Origin of the sequence: Salimicrobium jeotgali (assembly GCF_001685435.2) — a bacterium.
GTDB lineage: Bacteria > Bacillota > Bacilli > Bacillales > Halobacillaceae > Salimicrobium > Salimicrobium album.
In genome coordinates, this window is the sequence record NZ_CP011361.2 from 1,060,078 (window position 1) to 1,080,615 (window position 20,538).

Consider the following 20,538-nt stretch of genomic DNA (forward strand, 5'->3'; position numbering starts at 1 on the left):
TTATACGGCATGGCTTTTTTCCTACATAAAAGAAAGGGGTATCGGTATGGATAAACTGCAACAGGGCATCGACCGGATGCAGGAACAGAAATTTGAGGAAGCCGCGAAATTGTTTACGGATGTTATTGAGGAGAATCCCGGGGAGCCGCTCGGCTATATAAACTTCGGAAATCTGCTTTTGCATATGCAGGAATACGAAAGGGCAGAAAGGTTTTTTGAACGTGCGATTTCGCTGGATGATACTGCAGCCACCGCTTATTACGGTCTCGGTAATGTGTATTATGAACAGGATAGTTTTACGAAAGCCCAGAATCAATTCCTCCAGGCGATCGAAAAAGGGCTGGATGAAGCGGACGTTTATTTTCTGCTCGGAATGAGTCTCGTTCAGCAGGATTATCACAAGCTGGCTCTTCCCTATCTGTCCCGGGCAGCCGAAATAGATCCGAACGATGTGGACATTCAGTTTCAGTTCGGCCTCTGTCTTGCACAGAATGAACAATTCGACGAAGCGGCACGGGTATTAAAGGCGCTTCTTGATATAGTTCCGGAACATGCGGATGCTTTCTACAACCTCGGCGTGATCTGCATTTATAAAGAAGAAGCCGAAGCAGCCCTCGATTATTTCAATGAAGCACTGAAGGTGCAGAGTGATCACATGCTCGCTGCCCATGCAAAAGGGGAAGTCGAAAAAGCACTGAATGGGAAATAAGGAGCCGGGTGATGGATAATCAGCAATCGATCGAACAGGAAAAGAGACCGTATGTAAAAGCGGAACTGAAGCGGATGATTTTTCATAAAGAAGAAGAGGCATTTTCGATAGCTTCCGTGAAAGTACTGGAAACCACCGAAAATCTAAAAATGGAAGAACTGATTGTCAAAGGGCATTTCACTCCTCTTGAAGAAGGGGAAACCTATATATTCCACGGGTACTTCGAACATCATAAAAAATTCGGGGAACAATATGTAGTGGAGGAGTATCGCAGACTTCTCCCGGAAACGAAGGATGGACTGATCGCCTACCTTTCCAGCGAACTGTTTGACGGTGTCGGGAAGAAGACGGCCGAGAGAATTGTAGAGACTCTCGGGGAAAATGCAGTACCGAGAATTCTCTCCGACAAACAGGTCCTCGATCAGGTGCCGAAGATGTCGGCGAAGATAAAAGATAAGCTTTATTATTCTCTCACGGAGCATCAGGGGTTCGAACGGGTAATGGTAGAGCTTACGAAGCACGGTCTCGGCCTCAAAACGATACAGAAGATTTACGGTGCGTTCGGGGATAAAACGCTTGATATTCTGGAAGAGGACCCTTACCAGTTCGTCTTCACCGTCGAAGGCTTCGGTTTCCACAGAGCAGATGAGCTGGCAAGACACAGGAACCTGACCCATGATCATCCTACCCGTATCAGGGCCGGATGCCTGTATACTCTTCACCAGAACCTCCAGGCCGGTCACATTTATTTGCCGCTTGAAACGTGTCTTCTCGAGATGGAGCAGCTGCTCCATCATCCCGGGGAGTCGCCGCTTACGTATGAACAGCTTTCCGGGGAGGTGATTCACCTCGGGGAAGAGAAATATGTATATATTGAAGAGGATCGTATTTACCTCCCGACCCTTTATTTTGCAGAAAATGGTTTCGTTACACAGGTGGAGCGCATTCTCTCCGGAGAGATGGAGGTCGACTTCACCCAGGCCGAATTGTTGAAAGTTATCGGTTCCATTGAAGAGGAAGAGACGATGAGTTACGGAAAAGAACAGTTCGAAGCTATTGAGACAGCTCTAAAAAAGAAAATGATGGTAATCACCGGTGGTCCGGGGACGGGAAAAACGACCGTAATCAAAGGCCTGTTACATGCGTACTCCAAACTTGAAGACTGCTCTCTCGACCCGAAAGACTATACGAAAGATGTGCCTTTCCCTTTTGTGCTCGCAGCTCCTACCGGCCGGGCGGCTAAAAGAATGAATGAGTCTACAGGTCTTCCTGCGAGTACTATTCACCGGCTTCTCGGCTGGGACGGCCATCAGACGTTCGAAAAAGACAGTACTAATCAGATCGAAGGAAAGATTTTGATCATTGATGAATTCTCTATGGTGGATATGTGGCTGTCCAATCAGTTATTCCGTGCGATTCCTTCCGACATGCAGGTAGTGGTCGTTGGGGATGAGGACCAATTGCCTTCGGTCGGGCCGGGGCAGGTGCTCGCCGACCTGATAGCTTCCGATGTCATTCCGCTGATACAGCTGATTGAAGTGTATCGGCAGAAAGAAGGTTCGAAAATTATCCACCTTGCTCACGCAATAAAAAATGATACGTGTACGCTTGATATGCTGAAGAAAGAGCAGGATTTTAATTTTATCCACGCTCCCGACAGCCGCCTGAACGAAGTAGTGACCAACATCGTGGCGAAAGCGCATGAGAAATCTATCGATATGAAAGATATCCAGGTTCTTGCTCCCATGTACCGATCGGAAACGGGTATTCATGAGATCAACCGTTCTTTACAGAACAGAGTGAATCCCGGAAGTAAAAACAAACGAGAAATAGAGTGGAAAGGAAACATTTTCCGAAAAGGGGATAAAGTCATCCAGCTTGTAAACCAGCCGGAAGAGGGAGTCTTCAATGGAGATATAGGGGAAGTGGCCGCCATTTTCCGTGCGGAGGAAAACATCGATCACGTTGAACAGGTGGTAGTAGAGTTCGATACGAAAGAAGTGACGTATTCCAAAAAAGAACTCTCCAACATTATGCTTGCCTACTGCACTTCTATCCATAAGTCCCAGGGCAGTGAATTCTCGATAGTGGTTCTTCCGGTCACCTATCAGTACAACCGTATGCTGAAGAAGAATCTTCTTTATACGGCGGTGACCCGTGCTAAGCAGTCGCTGATTCTTTGTGGTGACCCGCAGGCGTTCATCAAGGGCATACGGACAAAGGATACCAATCAGAGATATACGTATCTTCAGGAGAAATTGAAAAAAGAGACGGATTTTACTTACGATGAAGATGAAGAGGATGAGGCTCTTTCTCCATATGATTTCATGTAAAGAGCCGGTTTCTTTTAGAACCGTTGACACGGGAATATCCGTTGCTTATAATTTAATTTAGATATTAAGACTAATGCGAAGATGGGAAGAAGTACGTATATCGGTCATCCAGAGAGGTGCCCCCAGAGGCTGGAAGGGGTGTTATGTAACTGAATGCGGAAAGCTCTCCCGGAGTGCGGGTTAATCCCCGACGGCTTTATGGACGCCGTTACAGGTCCACTAAGTGATGGTTTATCCATAACCAGGGTGGTACCGCGGTCATAGCCGTCCCTCAGAATATTTCTGAGGGATTTTTTTATTAGAGAGATCAGGAAGGTGAATATTACCTTCTGGCGTTGAGTATATTAAAAGGAAAAAAAGGAGTGGCACACGTATGAAAAATTTATCATCAGTAGAAGTCAGGCAAATGTTCATCGATTTTTTTAAAGAGAAAGGGCATGGGGTAGAGCCGAGCGCCTCCCTTATTCCTCACGAAGATCCGACGCTTCTCTGGATCAACAGCGGAGTAGCTACATTGAAGAAATATTTCGATGGACGTGTCGTGCCCGAAAATCCGAGAATAGTGAACGTGCAGAAGTCGATCAGAACCAATGACATTGAAAACGTGGGCTTCACCGCGAGACACCACACATTTTTTGAAATGCTAGGTAATTTTTCCATCGGTGATTATTTCAAGGAAGAAGCGATTGAATGGGGATGGGAATTTCTTACCAGTGACAAGTGGATAGGATTCGATGAAAACAAACTTTCTGTAACTGTTCACCCTCAGGATGACGAAGCGTACAACATCTGGAAAGATAAAATCGGATTGCCTGAAGAAAGAATCATCAGAATCGAAGAAAACTTCTGGGACATCGGAGAAGGACCGAGTGGCCCGAACACAGAGATCTTCTATGATCGCGGGGAAAGCTTCGGGAATAACCTGGAAGACCCGGAACTTTATCCGGGAGGAGAGAATGAACGGTACCTTGAAATATGGAACCTCGTGTTTTCCCAGTTCAATCACAACCCGGATAATACGTACACTCCACTGCCGAAGAAGAACATTGATACCGGCATGGGACTCGAACGGATCGTTTCGGTCGTCCAGGGCACGCGGACGAACTTCGAGACGGATCTCTTCCTTCCGCTGATCAAGCATACTGAAGAGATCTCAGGTCGTTCCTATGATGAAAATGAAACGACGGATGCGGCTTTCAAAGTAATCGCCGACCATATTCGTACGGTAGCTTTTTCTATCGGAGACGGTGCTCTTCCTTCCAATGAAGGCCGGGGGTACGTATTAAGGAGACTGCTGCGGCGCGCTGTCCGATTTGCAAAACAGCTGGGCATCGATGAGCCGTTTCTTTATAAACTCGTTCCTGCAGTTGCCGGCATCATGGAAGATTTCTATCCGGAAGTGAAGAACAAAGAGAGCTTTATCCAGACGGTCATTAAATCGGAAGAACAGCGATTCCACGAAACTTTAAATGAAGGTCTCGATATCCTTTCTTCGATCATGAAGAGGGAAGCGGAAAAGGGGAGTCAGGTATTCCCCGGCGAGGATGTATTTCTGCTTTATGACACATACGGATTTCCTAAAGAGCTGACGGTGGAATACGTGGAAGCGGAAGGCTTCACCGCAGATGAAGAAGGTTTCCGGAAAGAGATGGAGAACCAGAGGGAGCGCGCCAGAAGCGCCCGTCAGAAAACGGATTCCATGCAGATCCAGAACAGCGTCCTCGGTGATATCCACACGGAGAGTAAGTTTGTGGGATATGATCTGCTCGAAACGGAAAGTGTAGTGACGACCATAGTGAAAGAAGGAGCCATCGCGGAAAAAGCGGAAAAGGGAGAAACGGTGTATCTGATGCTTGATCGTACTCCCTTCTATGCGGAAAGCGGAGGCCAGATCGCTGACAGAGGTTTCCTATCGACTGAGGAGGCCACTCTTGAAGTGACGGACGTACAAAATGCGCCGAATAATCAGAATCTGCATGAAGTTACAGTGAAAGAGGGGTCGATCGGTCAGGGAGAAGAAGTCCGGGCTACAGTGGACAGGAGCTCGAGGTCTTTCATTGTCAAAAACCATACGGCTACCCACCTTCTGCATCAGGCTCTCAAAGATATATTGGGTGAGCACGTGAATCAGGCCGGATCTCTCGTTGAGAGCGAGCGGCTGCGATTCGACTTTTCCCATTTCGGAGCTGTTACTGAGGATGAGTTAAAAGAAATAGAAAATGCAGTAAATGAGAAAATATGGCAGGCTCTTCCGGTTTCGGTCGATTACAAGACTCTCGAAGAAGCAAAACGTGAAGGCGCTATGGCGCTTTTTGGTGAGAAATATGGAGAGGAAGTACGAGTCATCAGTATCAGCGACTACAGCCTTGAGCTTTGTGGCGGCTGTCACGTAGCAAATACTTCTGAAATCGGTGTGTTTAAGATCCAGTCCGAAACGGGAATCGGAGCAGGTACAAGACGTATTGAAGCTCTGACATCAAAAGCTGCGTATGAATTGACGAATGAACGGGAGGCCGTATTGCGTGAGTCAGGAGAACTTCTTAAAGCACGTATGGAGCAGGTGCCGGAAAGAATTCAGACTCTCCATCAGGAAATCAGGGAGATGAAGAAAGAAAACGAATCGTTGACTTCCAGATTATCGAACCTCGAAGCTTCCTCCATTCTCGATGAATTTAAAGAAGTGAACGGAGTGAATGTTCTTGCCAAACAGGTGGAGGCCAAAGACATGAACGCTTTACGCGCAATGATGGACGACTTGAAACAGAAGGTTTCATCAGGGATAATATTGCTTGCCACCCCTTCGGGTAATAAAGTTCAGCTCACAGCCGGAGTTTCCAAAGATCTGGTGGAAAAAGGTTACCATGCAGGAAATCTCGTCAAAGGTGCCGCTTCCCGCTGTGGCGGAGGCGGAGGTGGACGCCCGGATATGGCGCAGGCAGGCGGGAAGGATACTTCCAGAATCTCGGAAGCTCTCGACTATGCCTATGATTACGTATCCGGGACTGTCTGATTTTTATTCTTCGTTAAATAGTATATAATGGAGGGTAACTAAACGTGCGAGGTGATGAAGATGAGTTCAATGGATAAGACTATGAAGTTCAATTCCCCGGAAGATCCTGAAAACAGGGAGATAGAATCGATTTTAATGAACGTTTACGATGCGCTTCAGGAAAAAGGGTATAACCCGATTAATCAGATTGTCGGTTATCTTCTTTCAGGTGATCCGGCTTATATCCCTCGTCACCGGGAAGCGCGCAATCTGATCAGAAACGTGGAGCGGGATGAATTGATCGAAGAGCTGGTGAAATCGTACCTGAATAAACAAAAAGAGGGTAAGGAATGAAGAAACTGGGACTGGACGTCGGGGAAAAAACGATAGGTGTAGCTGTCTCCGATGCTCTGGGGATGACAGCGCAGGGAATCAAAACGATTCACTGGGATGAAGATGATTATTCGACTGCGAGGCAAGCTCTGACGTCGATCATCGAACGGGAAATGATTACCGAAGCAGTAGTCGGATATCCTAAAAACATGAACGGGTCTATCGGACCGAGGGCTGAGCAGAGCGAGCGGTTCGCGAATTGGCTTGAAAAGAACTTCGAAATTCCTGTACACCTGTGGGATGAGAGATTGACTACGATGGCAGCTGAACGCGTGCTGTTAGAAGCCGATGTAAGTCGGAAAAAGCGTAAGAAAGTAGTGGACAAAATGGCAGCTGTAATGATCCTTCAGGGATATCTGGATGCCCCAAAATAAGGAGGATGAATATCATGGCACTGGAAAAAGAAGAAAAAATTGTAATACCTGATGAAAACGGAGAGGAGCACCTTTTTGAAGTATTGTTCACGTTCGATGTCGACAAAACGGAACAATCGTATATCGCAGTTGTGCCCGCCGAGCAGAAAGATAATGAAGAGGTGGAAGTTTTCGCCTTCCGTTATGAAGAAAAGGAAGACGATGATGAGAATCTTTCCCTCTATCAGATTGAATCCGACGAGGAATGGGAAATGGTCGAAGAAATGCTGAACACCCTTTCTGACGAAGATTTGACTTAAGTTAACTCCCGGTTTGAAACCGGGAGTTTTTCCTTTAAATACAACTGTTCTGCATTAAACGGAATACATAGCATTCATGAGGGGCAAGTGGAACCGCTTGTTGAAAAAGTGAAGAATTTCGACACAATCCTCTGAATTATAGTATAATAAACCCGGTGAAGGAGGATGTGACGTGTCGGATTCCAAGTTCAAGGAAGAATACGAAAAGAATAAGAAAAACCGCACCGAAGAAGCCGGTAAAGTCCGGAAAATTGTAGCATCTGTGCTGATTGTTATAACAATCGTGCTTATCGTTGGTGTGGTGGGCGGGTATTTCTACGTCTCGAGTGCTTTAAAACCTGTGGACGAAAATGATGAAGAACCCGTGAACGTAGAGATTCCCAGTGGCTCCACCAATTCTGAGATAGCTGCGATTCTTGAGGACAAAGGAGTTATATCGAATTCAACCATCTTCAGATTTTATACGAAGTTCAAAAATGAGACGGGCTTCCAGGCCGGGTCCTACGAATTTACGCCCGCGATGAAGACGGATAGTATTATAGATTCACTTCAGTCCGGAAAAGTCGTTAAGGAACCCAAAAAACGGGTCACTATTCCGGAAGGGCAGACAGTGGAACAGATAGCGGAGATCTACGCCGGTGAATTTTCATTTTCCAAAAAGGAATTTATGGACAAGATGAAGGATACCGACTACATCTCGAGCTTGAGAGAGAAGTATCCGGAACTGTTGAGCGAAGCTATTATGCAGGAAGAGATACGTTATCCGCTCGAAGGATATCTGTTCGCAGCCACCTATTCCTTTTACAAAAAGGAGGTGGGCATCGAAAAGATCATAGAGAAAATGGTGTCGAAAACATCTTCGGTCGTTATTCCTTACAAAGAACAAGTGAAGGAACAGGGCCTCAACATTCATGAAGCGGTAACGATGGCCTCGCTGCTTGAAAATGAAGCAAGAACAGCTGAAAGCCGCAGGGAAATCTCCGGAGTGTTCTATAATCGTCTGGAAGAAGATATGCGCCTTCAGACGGACCCTACTGTTGCTTATGCACACGGGGAGCACCTGGAACGTACGAAATATGATGATCTGGAGATCGAGTCTCCCTTTAACACCTATCATATAAGCGGACTTCCTATCGGACCGATTTCCAATTTCAATGAGAACTCCATGGAAGCTGTGGCAAGTCCTATTAATTCTGAATACTTGTACTTCCTTGCGGATGGAGAAGGTAATATCCACTATTCGAAAACGCTGAAGGAACACAATAAGAAAAAGGAAAAATATATCTCCGGTAATTGAATAGGGAAAGCGGGAATAACCCTCGCTTTCCTTAATTTTTTTATGTTAGAATAATTAAGTTGTGAACGGAATCTTATAAAGGAAGATGTCTATGAATAATGATAACGAATATATCAGGGGCCTCCTTCCTGATTCGGAAGGGCATATACGTGAAATGGAAGAATATGCAGCAGAAAATCACGTACCTATAATGGAGAAAGACTCCATCCATTTTCTCAGGCAGATGATACGTCTTCAAAAACCCTCAGTCATTCTGGAAATCGGGACTGCAATCGGTTATTCTGCTATTCAGATGGCCGAAGCATTTCCGGGGGTGCGTGTCGTATCAGTAGAAAGAGATGCCGGACGGTATGAAGAGGCGATGGAAAACAGGAAAAAATCCCCCTGTGGAGCTGACCTCATTCTTTACCATGGAGACGCTCTTGAAATGAAAGATGTTGTACAGAAGGAAGGGCCGTTTGATCTTTTATTCATCGATGCAGCGAAAGGGCAGTACAAACGGTTTTTTGAGCTATACACGCCTCTTTTGAGGGAGGAAGGGGTAATCGTCACCGACAACGTGTTATTCAAGGGGCTGGTGGCCGACCCGGATAATGCTGACAAAAGATTCGGAAAGATTGCCGGGAAAATCCGCAGCTTCAACGACTGGCTTATGCAGCTTGAAGATTACGAAACGTCCATCGTCCCTTCAGGAGACGGTGTGGCGATTACCACCCGAAAGCACAGAAGATCAATGAGGGGAGAAAATTTTTCAGATGAAAGATAAACCGATTGTAATAGGAGTAGCCGGTGGTTCCGGTTCCGGAAAAACGAGCGTGACAAAGTCGATCATTCAGCAGTTTACGGAACAGTCCATCTTGATGATAGAACAGGATTATTACTATAAGGACCAGTCCCATCTCCCTTTTGAAGAGAGATTGAATACGAACTATGACCACCCTCTTGCTTTTGACAACGATCTTTTAATCGAGCATATCAATAAACTGATCAAGCGGGAACAGATTGAGAAACCGGTCTACGATTATAAAATGCACACGCGCTCCGAAGAAACGGTGCAGGTGGAAGCGAGAGACGTAATTATCCTCGAAGGTATTCTGATTCTCGAGGATGAAAAACTTCGTGATCTTATGGATATCAAGGTCTTCGTAGATACTGACGCGGACGTCCGCATTATACGAAGAATGCTCCGTGACATCAATGAGCGGGGGAGGACGCTTGACTCTGTCATAGAGCAGTATACAAACGTCGTGCGTCCCATGCACCTGCAATTTGTGGAGCCGACGAAACGCTATGCGGACATCATTATACCGGAAGGCGGACAGAATCATGTCGCTATTGATATTATGGCTACGAAGATCCATACTATTCTGAGAGAGCGGGGCCTCATTCCGGACAGCCTTTGATACGGGAAATTATTTGACTGTTTTTCATAATTTGGTAAAGTATAGAGAGATTGTTATGAATAGTGGAGCAGTTCATTAAGGAGTGTAAAAAATGGCAGAAGAAAAAAGCTTTTATATGACAGAAGAGGGTAAAAAGAATTTAGAAAGTGAACTTCATGAATTGAAGACAGAGAAACGTAAGGAAGTAGTGGAACGTATAAAAACAGCGAGAGATTTCGGAGATCTTTCCGAGAACTCTGAATATGATGCTGCTAAAGATGAACAGGCTTTCGTGGAAAGCCGCATTCAGCAGATAGAAAATATGATCAGAAATGCAGTTATCATTGAAAATACGTCCGATAATCCGGATGTCGTGACTCTCGGTAAAAGCGTCACATTTCAGGAACTTCCTGAAGGAGACGAAGAGAAGTATACAATAGTCGGTAGTGCCGAAGCCGATCCTTTCGAAGGTAAAATCTCCAACGAATCCCCGATGGCGCAAAGTCTGCTTGGCAAAGAAATAGGGGATAAAGTCACGGTACAGACTCCGGCAGGCGATTTGAAAGTTAAAATTATATCGGTCTCATAAGCAGGAATACATTTCCTGCTTTTTTGCTATATTCATCTTTTTTCAATACGTAGTATAATACATATGTGAAGGAGGATTTCTTACATGAGTGAATCGAAAAACAATTCCAGACAGGAACGGATGAAAGAAAAAAGAAAAAAGAAAACGGTAGTTTCGGCAGCGATTGTATTAGTGGCCGTGCTCCTGTTGTTCTGGGTGGCAGGCAGTCTGACTGGAGGAAATGAACAGCAGGCGGGTGATCAGTCTGCTTCCGGAACGGAAGAAACGCAGTCCGGAAACGAGAGTTCGGGCAGTGAAAATGAGTCTGAAGGCGAGAGTTCACAAAATGAGTCTTCCACTGACAAAGATTCTTCCGGAGAGAATGAATCTTCCTCAGATAAAGACTCTTCCGAAGACGAGAAGAGTTCAGACGAGGGAAGTTCTTCAGACGAAGAAAAGACTTCCGGTGATGAATCGGATAAAGATGCATCCTCTGAGGAAGAGCAGAAGGAAAACAGTGAGGAAGACGGACAGTTCGATGTTGTAGAAACGGAACAGGATACTTCAGGGTCTCACAGAGTCACTTACGATCGCGGCTCACAGGACTGGAATGAGATTTTGCAGGCAGCCGCTAATGCTACCGGTTTGAACCAGAGCGACATGATTGCCTGGAGAGTCGAAAACGGCGGTGGTCCTCAACTGGTGAATACCGTTGTTTCGGACAGTCAGCAGAATAGTGTTTACCGTGTGCTCATCGAATGGCAGGAGGGGCAAGGGTACAAGCCTATTGAAAAAGAAGTTTTAGAGAATAACCCATACGATTGATGGAATAAAGGAGCTTTTGGATGAGTGTAGGTATAATTGGAGCGATGGATCAGGAAATAAAGCATTTGAAAGAAGCGATGGAAGTAGAAGAGGAACGTACAGTAGCAGGACAGGTTTTTACGAAGGGACGATTAAATGGAAAAAGTGTAGTACTGTTATTATCAGGTATAGGGAAAGTGAACGCCGCCATGTCCACCACCATTCTGCATGAAGAGTTTGACATAGACTACTGCATCAATACAGGTTCTGCAGGCGGATTTGATTATGAACTGGAAACAGGAGATATAGTCATTTCAGAGACCGTTCTGCATCACGACGTGGATGCTACGGCATTCGATTACGTTCACGGTCAGGTCCCCGGGATGCCGGCTGTATACCCTGCCGATAAGCAACTTGCTTTTGATGCCCTGCGTCAGCTTAAAGAAATGGGGCTGAACGGAAAGCTGGGGGTCATTGCTTCCGGAGATACGTTTATGCAGGAAGAAGTGAGAATCAACGAAGTGAGGGGTCGTTTCCCCGATCTTATTGCTGTCGAGATGGAAGCTGCTGCAGTGGCGCAGGTATGTTACAGATACAGTACTCCATTCGTCGTCATTCGCGCTTTGTCCGACGTGGCAGGAAAAGAATCGTCTGTATCCTTTCAGAAATTTCTCGATCAGGCTGCGAAAAATTCCACTGATTTAATCAAAGCCCTCATATAGTAAGAACAAAACCCGGAGAAGGGAGGATGCGTGTTGCATCTTCTCTGCTCCGGGTTTTGTATGGATTAAATAAATTCCTATCCTTAGGAAAAAACAGACGGATTACTCTTCAAAAGTTTCTTTGTAGTCATCCTGGACCGCTTCTTCAGAAAGAGGGATACCGCTTTTATAGGCGGCACGACCAATCATATGAGCGGAGACGGGAGCCGTAATGAGAACGAACAGAATACCGAGCAGAAGTTTTCCGCTGACGATGCCATGTTCGTTAAGCATGAAAAGAAAAGCCCCCAGCATAAGGCCGGCCACACCGAGAGTTGAACTCTTGGTGGCAGCGTGCAGACGTAAATATACGTTTTTGAATCTTACTACTCCCAAAGCACCGGAAAACACGAAAAATGTACCGGAAAGCAGGAAAAAAATGATCAGAATGTCTATCAGTAAATTAATTATCGTCCCGTTCAATAATAACACCCTTTTCTATGAATTTCGCCAGGGCGATCGTTCCTATGAAAAGAAGTATCCCGATTAACAGGACAACGTCGTTCAGTTTTGTCGTAACGAGAAGGATGGTGACCAGCCCGGCCAGTGCCATCAGAGTAATGCCCATTACGTCGAGGGCGACGGCCCGGTCAGGATTGGTAGGACCTTTGATTACCCGGTAAAGCAACATGAAAATAGATATCCCGACGCCGATGATAGCCACCTGGGTCGAGATTTCCATGATGGTCCGGGTCACACTCAATGCAGTTTCCATCAGCGGGTCACCTCCATTATCGCTTTTTCAAAAGTGTCTTTGATATCCGATATTGAGGTTTCAATATCAGGGATATCCATGGCGTGTATATATAACACGTCGTGATTATCACTTACTGCAAGCGACAGAGTTCCCGGGGTAAGAGAAATAAGATTAGCCAGAAGCGTTACCTCCCAATCGCTCTTAACCTCAAGAGGAAGGGCGAAAATACCCGGGCGGTTATCCAGTTCCTTTTTGTAGACGAATTCCACGATATCGATAGAGGACATAATGAGTTCCCTGATGAACAGCAGAATAAGCAGGCTCACTTTCCACACTCTGTTAAGGTAGAAAGGTCTTTTAACGAATCGCCTCATGATGAAGAGAAGGAAGATCCCTAAAATGTACCCGACCGCAAAGGTTGAGAAATTATATGTTTCACTCAGAAACATCCACATAACAGCGATAATAATATTTAAAACTATTTGAAATGGCATAGACGTTTACTCCTTAAGAACAGATTCAATGTATAATTCAGGGTCCATTACATACTCGGCGATGGAGGATACGGCAGGGTAAAACATTTCTGCACCGACACCGAGAAGGATGGAAAGGCTGAGCAGGATGCCGACCGGCCACGTCATGGCGGCCAGAGAAGGTTTCTGTTTCGGTAAATCCATTATATCAGCTTCTCCCCAGAATCCTCCAATGAATATTCGGATCATGGAAAACAGAATTCCAAGACTGGATATGAGCGCTACGATTACGATGAGGATCTCTTCCTGATTCAAACCTCCCTGGAGCAGCAGCAGCTTTCCTATGAAACCGCTGAAGGGCGGAATTCCGGCCAGAACCAGGGTAGAAAGAAAGAACATCCAGCCGAGCACCGGATAGTGGTGGATCAGCCCTCCCATTTTTTTCAGATCGGAAGTGCCGGCAGCATAAGTGACAGCACCGATAAGAAGGAATAAAACGGCTTTGATGATCATGTCGTGTACCAGATAGTAAATGGAACCTGCAATGGACGTCTCCGTGAAAATACCGATTCCCATAAGCATAAAACCGACAGCCGGAATAACGTTATAAGCTATGATCAGTTTTACGTTGTTCGTTGATAAAGCGCCTATCACCCCGAATATCATTGTAAACATCGCCAGGTATATGAAGAGGGTATGCGTTAAATCGACTTCGTAGTTGAAGATGAGCGTAAACGTACGAAGGATGGAGTATACCCCTACTTTGGTCAAAAGCGCTCCAAACAAAGCGGATACGACAGCATTAGGCACGGTATAGGAAGAAGGGAGCCAGTAATAGAGAGGGAAAACAGCTGCTTTTGTAGCAAAAACGAAAAACAGCAATATACCTATTACGGTAAGCACACCCTGCTGTTCGACCTCGCCCACTCTTTCGGCCGCCTGGGCCATGTTCACTGTACCGATAACGGAATAAAGGAACGATATAGTGGTTACAAAAAGCATGGAGGAGAAAAGGTTAATTAAAATATACTTCAGCGATTCCCTCAGCTGTGCTTTTCCGTTCCCGAGAACGATGAGCCCGTAGGAAGCCATGAGCAGTACTTCAAAGAACACGAACAGGTTGAAAAGGTCCCCGGTAAGGAAAGCACCGTTCACCCCTGCAATCAGCAGGAAGAAAAAGCTGTAAAAATAAAATTCCTCCTGGATCCTGGAAAGTGATTTAGGTGCATAGATGACAGCCGCCGTTGCTACCACTGCTGTAGTCATAGTCAGTAGAGCAGACAGAGGGTCAGCTACTATCACAATACCAAAAGGCGCTTCCCACCCTCCGACTTCAAGCACATAAGTACCCGATTCCTGGACACTCATAAAGATGAAAATAGTGAGCGCCAGATGGATAACAGTGGCTATGATTGAAAAAATTCTTGATGCTATCAGATTTTTATGAAAGAAAGCTACCAGTACCCCTGCCAGAAACGGCAGCAGTATAGGCAGTATAGCTAAATTACTCATAGTCGTTACCTCTCAGTTTTTCCATATTGTCCGTGTGGTTTATTTTGGATGCCCGATAAGCTAATACCAGCAGGAGGCTGGTGACACCGAAACTGATAACGATAGAAGTAAGAATCAGTGCCTGTGGAAGAGGGTCGGTGTAATTTTCCACTCCGTCGGTCAGAATAGGTGCAGCCCCATCTTTCAATTTACCCATGGTAAGGATGGTGAGGTGAGCCCCGTGTGAAATGAGTGCTGTTCCTATAACGATTCTCAGCAGTTGTTTTTGGAGGAGGTTGTACACGCCGGTCATAAACAGAAGACCGGCGAGGACGGACATCACTATTTCCATTCTTATTCCTCCTTCTTATTCTTGATTTTAATCAGGCTGTAAATAGCCATGGCTGCAAGGCCGAGGACGGTAATTTCGAAAATAGTATCCAGTCCACGCATGTCCACCAGGATGACGTTCACTATATTATCTCCGCCTCCGAGTTTATAGGAATTTTCAACGAAGTAACTGGAAATCGAATCAAACCATTTACTGCTGTGGGAAGAAATGGCCACAGTGGTTACGAGAAGTCCGAATCCTATGGAAATGATCCAGTTGGATATTTTGGCAGGTTTGGATTCCCCCCTGCTATTCAGGGAAGGAAGATGGTAGAACACCAGCAGGAACAGGGCTACTGTAACTGTTTCAATAATCAGTTGTGTAAGAGCAAGGTCAGGGGCCCGGTAAATAATGAACAGCATGGAAAGCCCGTAACCGACCACACCGAGTATCAAAATGGCCGCAATTCGATTGTTCGTAAATATTGTTCCTAAAGCAGCAATTGCCATAGTGACTGCTACGATAAGTTCAATTGTGGTAACTGATGCAAGTTGTGACGTATCTATCGCAAACCCGTCTGTAAGGAAGAAAAACGCGAAACTCACTAATATAATAGCTCCGAGTATAAGTTTCATATAAAGGGCAAGCGATCCGTTCATGTAGCCTCTCGTCAATTTCGACGAGAAGGATACGGACTTATCGACTGTGAAATCATATGCCTTATTCAGACTCAGTACGCCCGGAACATAGCTATAGACGGAACTCCACCGCGGGATGGTCAACGCCAGTATCGTTCCGAAAGCTACCACCGTCAAAGACATGATTAACGGAAGGTTGAAGCCGTGCCAGAAGTATATATCCTTGGAAGCATCGGCCCCGTAAACGGCCGTAGCCGCATGACTGATGAAAGGTTCATTGATGAAAGACGGGAATAGTCCGATAATCACTACGAGCAGCACCAGAATAGCAGGAGAAATAAGCATCCCTACAGGTGCTTCATGCGGTTTTTTCGGCAGTTTTCCAAGGTTCGCCCGTCCCCGGAACGTTCCGAAGAAAAAGTACATGGAATATACGAATGTAAAAATACTTCCAAAAACCGCCAGATAAGGAACGAGGCTTGCGACTATCGATGCAAAGTCTCCCTGCCCGCTCAGATCCAGCGATGATAAAAAGAACATTTCTTTACTGTAGAATCCGTTTAGAAACGGAAGCGGGAAGCCTGCCATCGAAAAAACGCCGAACATAGCCAGAGTCGCGGTCATCGGTAAGTAATTCATCAGACCGCCCAGCTTGCGGATATCCCGTGTTCCGGTTTCATGATCGACAATCCCCGCCACCATAAACAGACTTCCTTTAAAAGTAGCATGGTTTAAAATGTGGAACATGGCTGCAAATACAGCGGCCTTCGTACCAAATCCTAACATAGCCATAATCATACCAAGCTGACTGATGGTAGAGAAAGCCAGAATCCCTTTCAAATCTGTCTGTCTTACAGCCATATAGGAACCCCAGCACAAAGTGAGGATTCCGAAGCTGGAGACGATGATGAAAAACCATTCGGAAGAAGACAGCATAGGTGAAAAGCGGGCTACGAGAAACAGTCCTGCTTTTACCATGGTAGCCGAATGCAGATATGCACTAACCGGCGTCGGAGCTTCCATAGCGTCCGGTAACCAGATGTGAAAAGGAAACTGTGCCGATTTCGTAAATGCTCCCAATAATAGAAGTATAAGGATTAACGGGAAAAACTCACTATTTAAAATAGCTTCACTGTCAGCCAGCATCTGCTGGATACTCGTAGTTCCGGTTATGGAGTGCATAAAAACAAGTGCACCCAGAAGGCTGAGTCCGCCGAATACCGTAATAAGCATCGACTTCAGCGCGCCGTATCTGGATGCATGTTTATGATTCCAGAACCCGATGAGAAGAAATGAAGACAGGGAAGTGAATTCCCAGAAGCTGTACAGTGCATATACGTTATCGGACAGCACCAACCCAAGCATGGATCCCATGAAGATCAGAAAGTAAACGTAGAAGTTCCCGAGTTTTTCTGTCGTATGTAGGTAGTAAATGGAGTACAGAGCTACCAGTGTACCTATGCCTGAAATAAGTAGAACAAACAGAAGGCTTAAGCCATCCAGATGAAAAACCAGATTCATATTTAGGGAGGGGACCCAGTTGTAGGTTTTAGTTACAGCACTGAAGCCTCCTGCAAAGAAACTGGCAAAATAAATGAATATTATAAGCGGTACAATTGTAACCACTATGCCTGTATGAAACTTTTCTTTCCATTTACTCAGGAAAGGGATAAAAATAGCAATGATAAACGGTAATAATACGGGTAGTATCATCTAAAGGTGCCTCCCTCAATCTCTCGTCCTTTTAGAATGTCTTCTCAATTGTAATCAAAAACACAGTTATTATTCAACTAATCTTTCTTCCTGTACTGCAGATAAATGCACCTTTCTGTTTAAATATTAAATAGGAAGAGACAGATGATTCCGGCCTGATAAAATTTCTTCCGAGTTCTGCAAAGATGGAGTTTCCTTAAGGGTGAGAGCGTGTAATTATACATGGAAGAGTTGCAAACCTTAATGAATGACGGAGGAAATCAGCTGCTGATTCAACAGGGAGGTTACTATCGGGTTACATGTGAGGTACAATGGGGTAGTTATCTGAAGTGTAATTTAATAAAATAGGTTAATATATGATAGTTATCGTCAGATACGGTGGCGAATGATCTGACAGTATGACCGTCCGGGTAAGTGGAACAGTTATTCATGAAAAGAATGACTTTGAACCCCGGAAGAATTTTGTATATGATTGAAAGGGTATATATACGGAACGGGGAGTGAGAAGCAGGTGTTTAATATATTTATTCCTGACAGGCATGCGAACAACATTCTGGAGATAACTCCGGAAGATCTTGAAAAAGAAAACGTGAAAGGTATCATTACGGATCTGGACAATACGCTCGTCGCCTGGGATGAGCCGAACGCTCCGGAGGAAATAATAGAGTGGTTCAAAAGGATGGGAGACGCTGGAATTGAGATAGTAATTACCTCCAATAACAATGAAAACCGCGTCAAACTTTTCTCTGAACCTCTGGATAAGTCCTTTATCCATAGTGCCAGAAAACCACTGGCGCGGGCTTTTCAGAAAGCGAGAAAAGATATGGGACTCAAGAAAGAAGAAATCATCGTAGTAGGAGATCAGCTCCTGACAGACGTACTGGGCGGGAACCTGGCCGGGTATTACACAGTACTCGTTACCCCTATCGTAGACAGTGACGGGTTCTGGACGAAGATAAACAGAAGAATAGAAAAAGTCATTATGAAGAATCTCGAGCATAAAGGGAAAATATAACATGGGAGGTCCAAATATGGACAAATTGATATGCGCAGGGTGCGGCGCGGAAATCCAGACGGAGGATGAATCGGCAGCGGGTTACGCTCCGAAGTCAGCACTTGAAAGAGAAACGGTGATCTGCAAGCGGTGTTTTCGTCTGAAACACTACAACGAAGTACAGGATGTTGATTACGACGATGACGATTTCCTGGAAATGCTGCAGCAAATTAACGATACAGACAGCCTGGTTGTACAGCTTATAGATATATTCGATTTTAATGGGAGTCTGATTCCCGGTTTGAATCGTCTGACGGGGAACAACCCTGTTATACTTGCGGCGAATAAAATGGATTTACTTCCGAAATCGGTGAATCTCAATAAAGTTGAGAAATGGCTGAGACGGGAAGCGAAGGAAGCAGGACTGCTCGTGGAAGACGTGCATCTTATCTCCGCTTCCACGAACCAGGGGATCGACGAACTTGCCAAAGCGATTGAACAGAAACGAAGTCGTAAGGATGTATTTGTCGTGGGCACGACGAACGTCGGGAAGTCCACGCTTATCAATGAGCTCATCAACCGGTCGACAGGAATCAAGGATGCCATTACTACATCTTACTTTCCGGGAACTACACTGGGATTCATCGACATCCCGCTGGATGATCACAGCTCTCTATATGACACACCTGGTGTAATTCAACGTCATCAGCTGGCACATTACGTTTCGGATGAGGATCTCAAACTCATCACTCCCCAAAAAGAAATTAAAGCGAAAATCTATCAGCTGAACGAGGAACAGACTCTCTTTTTCGGTGGCCTGGCACGTATGGATTTCGTTAAAGGGGAGCACTCTTCCTTTGTATGCTATCTTTCTAACCGTATACCGATTCATCGTACGAAAATGGAAAAAGCCGGACATATCACCGAAAACAGGATCGGGGAAATGCTCGTGCCTCCGGATGAGAACTCATTATCAAAACTGCCTCAGTGGAAGCGGCAGACTTTCAGAATTCCTGAAGGAAAACACGATGTAGTCATATCCGGGCTCGGCTGGATCATGATTCCCGAGGGAGAAGTCACTGTCCACATCCATGCACCTGAGGGAGTGAAAATTTCCCTCCGCGAATCACTAATTTAAAAAGAGGGAGGTCTTACATGTTACAATTAGGATTGATCGGATCACCGCTCGGACACTCTTTATCCCCGTGGCTTCACAGCAATTTCCTGGAGCAGACAGAACTGAAGGGTGAATATCAGTTAATGGAGATTAAGCCGGAGAATTTCCCCGAAGAAATCAGCACGTTGAAAGACAGGGAAATGAACGGCTTTAATGTAACAGTTCCTTTCAAAAGGGAAATCATTCCGTTTCTGGACAGCATTGATGACAGGGCTTCTCGTTTGGGAGCCGTCAATACAGTGGTGGTGCAAAATGGAAAGTGGAGGGGTTACAACACTGACGGGGACGGCTATCTCGAATCAGTCCGTGCTGTATACCCTGACATTATTTCCTCTGCCGAAAGGGTGCTCATCATTGGAAGTGGAGGTGCCGCCCGGGGAATCGCTTTTTCTTTAAGTGGTTTATCGCTTAAAATCGATGTTACGAATCGCACTCCCTCCAGGGCCGAAGAGCTGCTTTCGGATCTCCCGGAAGCTGTTCGGGGCCGTTTTTTAACACTGAACGAAGCTGCTCTTGCTCTGGATGAATACGATTGGGTGATCCAGACCACTTCAGTGGGAATGGCACCGAAGGCGGAAGAAATTCCGATTGACGTAAAGAAAGTGAAAGAAAATGCTTTGTTCAGTGATATAGTGTACAGGCCGCTTGAGACCCGATTTTTGCTGGAAGCAAAAAGAAAAGGAGCGAGAGTTCATTACGGGCATCTGATGCTGCTTTATCAGGCTGCTTACTCATTTGCCCTTTGGACGAACGAAGAAGTGCTGCCCGCTTCTTTAATAACAGAAATGGAATCGAAACTGGAAGGATGATATCATGCTCACAAGTAAACAAAAGAAACACTTAAGGAAATTATCCCATAATATACAGCCTATATTCCAAATTGGAAAAGGCGGTCTGAACAGTAACCTGGTCGTTCAGATAGATGAAGCACTGGAGAAAAGAGAACTGATTAAAGTCAGTATACTTCAGAACTCGATGGAAGAACCATCTGTTGCTGCAGAAGAAATAGCGCAGGATACAGATGCTGAAATTGTACAAGTGATCGGGGGAACGATCATACTCTACAGAGAATCGGAAGAAAATAAAGAAATCGAGCTTCCTTAGAAGGAGCGTAC

At 45.4% G+C, this 20,538-nt stretch carries 22 protein-coding genes; 16 read left to right on the forward strand and 6 right to left on the reverse strand.

Annotated features, from left to right (window positions below; translation table 11 throughout):
* Positions 1–46: 46 nt before the first annotated feature.
* The 12 genes from AAV35_RS05255 to mtnN all read left to right on the forward strand — a co-directional run bounded on the left by AAV35_RS05255 (position 47) and on the right by mtnN (position 11,870).
* Positions 47–709 (forward strand): tetratricopeptide repeat protein, encoded by a 663-nt coding sequence (locus AAV35_RS05255; protein WP_008588693.1) that lies wholly within the window; start codon positions 47–49, stop codon positions 707–709.
* 11 nt (positions 710–720) lie between these two features.
* Entirely contained in the window at positions 721–3,042 is a 2,322-nt protein-coding gene (recD2, locus tag AAV35_RS05260) for an SF1B family DNA helicase RecD2 (protein ID WP_008588694.1), read from the forward strand.
* 373 nt (positions 3,043–3,415) lie between these two features.
* Positions 3,416–6,052, forward strand: coding sequence for an alanine--tRNA ligase (gene alaS / locus AAV35_RS05265; protein ID WP_008588697.1), 2,637 nt, complete (start codon positions 3,416–3,418; stop codon positions 6,050–6,052).
* A 60-nt stretch (positions 6,053–6,112) separates the two neighbouring features.
* Positions 6,113–6,385, forward strand: coding sequence for an IreB family regulatory phosphoprotein (locus AAV35_RS05270; protein WP_008588699.1), 273 nt, complete (start codon positions 6,113–6,115; stop codon positions 6,383–6,385).
* On the forward strand, positions 6,382–6,798 hold the full coding sequence (gene ruvX, locus AAV35_RS05275) for a Holliday junction resolvase RuvX (protein ID WP_008588700.1): 417 nt from the start codon (positions 6,382–6,384) through the stop codon (positions 6,796–6,798). The genes AAV35_RS05270 and ruvX overlap by 4 nt, the downstream gene beginning before the upstream one ends.
* Before the next feature lie 14 nt (positions 6,799–6,812).
* Positions 6,813–7,097, forward strand: coding sequence for a DUF1292 domain-containing protein (locus AAV35_RS05280; protein ID WP_008588702.1), 285 nt, complete (start codon positions 6,813–6,815; stop codon positions 7,095–7,097).
* Positions 7,098–7,269: 172 nt separating this feature from the next.
* On the forward strand, positions 7,270–8,394 hold the full coding sequence (gene mltG / locus AAV35_RS05285) for an endolytic transglycosylase MltG (protein ID WP_008588704.1): 1,125 nt from the start codon (positions 7,270–7,272) through the stop codon (positions 8,392–8,394).
* A gap of 85 nt (positions 8,395–8,479) precedes the next feature.
* Complete coding sequence (locus tag AAV35_RS05290) at positions 8,480–9,160, forward strand: O-methyltransferase (protein WP_040609192.1); 681 nt, start codon at positions 8,480–8,482, stop codon at positions 9,158–9,160.
* Positions 9,150–9,797, forward strand: a complete 648-nt coding sequence (gene udk / locus AAV35_RS05295; RefSeq protein WP_008588708.1) for a uridine kinase — start codon at positions 9,150–9,152, stop codon at positions 9,795–9,797. The genes AAV35_RS05290 and udk overlap by 11 nt, the downstream gene beginning before the upstream one ends.
* 91 nt (positions 9,798–9,888) lie before the next feature.
* A complete protein-coding gene (greA, locus tag AAV35_RS05300) occupies positions 9,889–10,365 on the forward strand; it encodes a transcription elongation factor GreA (RefSeq protein WP_008588710.1) in 477 nt (158 codons plus the stop codon).
* 84 nt (positions 10,366–10,449) lie between these two features.
* Positions 10,450–11,169, forward strand: coding sequence for a YrrS family protein (locus tag AAV35_RS05305; protein ID WP_008588712.1), 720 nt, complete (start codon positions 10,450–10,452; stop codon positions 11,167–11,169).
* Positions 11,170–11,189: 20 nt separating this feature from the next.
* Positions 11,190–11,870: a 5'-methylthioadenosine/S-adenosylhomocysteine nucleosidase gene (gene mtnN / locus AAV35_RS05310; RefSeq protein ID WP_008588714.1), complete on the forward strand. Its 681-nt coding sequence runs from the start codon at positions 11,190–11,192 to the stop codon at positions 11,868–11,870.
* Between the two features lie 102 nt (positions 11,871–11,972).
* On the opposite strand, the gene mnhG is transcribed toward mtnN, so the two are convergent.
* From mnhG to mbhE, 6 genes are read right to left on the reverse strand one after another with little or no spacing between them, the layout of a single operon-like run.
* A complete protein-coding gene (mnhG, locus tag AAV35_RS05315; protein WP_008588715.1) occupies positions 11,973–12,332 on the reverse strand; it encodes a monovalent cation/H(+) antiporter subunit G in 360 nt (119 codons plus the stop codon).
* Entirely contained in the window at positions 12,313–12,624 is a 312-nt protein-coding gene (locus tag AAV35_RS05320) for a Na(+)/H(+) antiporter subunit F1 (RefSeq protein WP_008588717.1), read from the reverse strand. The genes mnhG and AAV35_RS05320 overlap by 20 nt, the downstream gene beginning before the upstream one ends.
* Positions 12,624–13,100 carry a Na+/H+ antiporter subunit E gene (locus AAV35_RS05325; RefSeq protein ID WP_008588719.1) on the reverse strand — a complete coding sequence of 159 codons (477 nt, stop codon included), beginning with the start codon at positions 13,098–13,100 and terminating at the stop codon, positions 12,624–12,626. The genes AAV35_RS05320 and AAV35_RS05325 overlap by 1 nt, the downstream gene beginning before the upstream one ends.
* Positions 13,101–13,106: 6 nt before the next feature.
* Entirely contained in the window at positions 13,107–14,591 is a 1,485-nt protein-coding gene (locus AAV35_RS05330; protein WP_008588722.1) for a Na+/H+ antiporter subunit D, read from the reverse strand.
* The gene (locus AAV35_RS05335) at positions 14,584–14,922 is read right to left on the reverse strand and encodes a Na(+)/H(+) antiporter subunit C (RefSeq protein ID WP_008588723.1); all 339 of its coding nucleotides are present in this window, start codon (positions 14,920–14,922) and stop codon (positions 14,584–14,586) included. Before AAV35_RS05335 ends, AAV35_RS05330 begins: the two co-directional genes overlap by 8 nt.
* A 2-nt stretch (positions 14,923–14,924) precedes the next feature.
* Complete coding sequence (gene mbhE / locus AAV35_RS05340) at positions 14,925–17,252, reverse strand: hydrogen gas-evolving membrane-bound hydrogenase subunit E (RefSeq protein WP_008588726.1); 2,328 nt, start codon at positions 17,250–17,252, stop codon at positions 14,925–14,927.
* Between the two features lie 511 nt (positions 17,253–17,763).
* On the opposite strand from mbhE, the gene AAV35_RS05345 reads away from it, so the two are divergent.
* Genes AAV35_RS05345 through yhbY form a run of 4 tightly spaced genes read left to right on the forward strand, consistent with a single transcriptional unit; the run spans position 17,764 to position 20,527 of the window.
* Positions 17,764–18,267 carry a YqeG family HAD IIIA-type phosphatase gene (locus tag AAV35_RS05345; RefSeq protein WP_008588728.1) on the forward strand — a complete coding sequence of 168 codons (504 nt, stop codon included), beginning with the start codon at positions 17,764–17,766 and terminating at the stop codon, positions 18,265–18,267.
* Between the two features lie 16 nt (positions 18,268–18,283).
* Positions 18,284–19,384: a ribosome biogenesis GTPase YqeH gene (yqeH, locus tag AAV35_RS05350; protein ID WP_008588730.1), complete on the forward strand. Its 1,101-nt coding sequence runs from the start codon at positions 18,284–18,286 to the stop codon at positions 19,382–19,384.
* Positions 19,385–19,401: 17 nt separating this feature from the next.
* Positions 19,402–20,232 carry a shikimate dehydrogenase gene (gene aroE / locus AAV35_RS05355; protein ID WP_008588732.1) on the forward strand — a complete coding sequence of 277 codons (831 nt, stop codon included), beginning with the start codon at positions 19,402–19,404 and terminating at the stop codon, positions 20,230–20,232.
* Positions 20,233–20,236: 4 nt separating this feature from the next.
* Positions 20,237–20,527 carry a ribosome assembly RNA-binding protein YhbY gene (gene yhbY / locus AAV35_RS05360; protein ID WP_008588734.1) on the forward strand — a complete coding sequence of 97 codons (291 nt, stop codon included), beginning with the start codon at positions 20,237–20,239 and terminating at the stop codon, positions 20,525–20,527.
* Positions 20,528–20,538 lie beyond the last annotated feature (11 nt).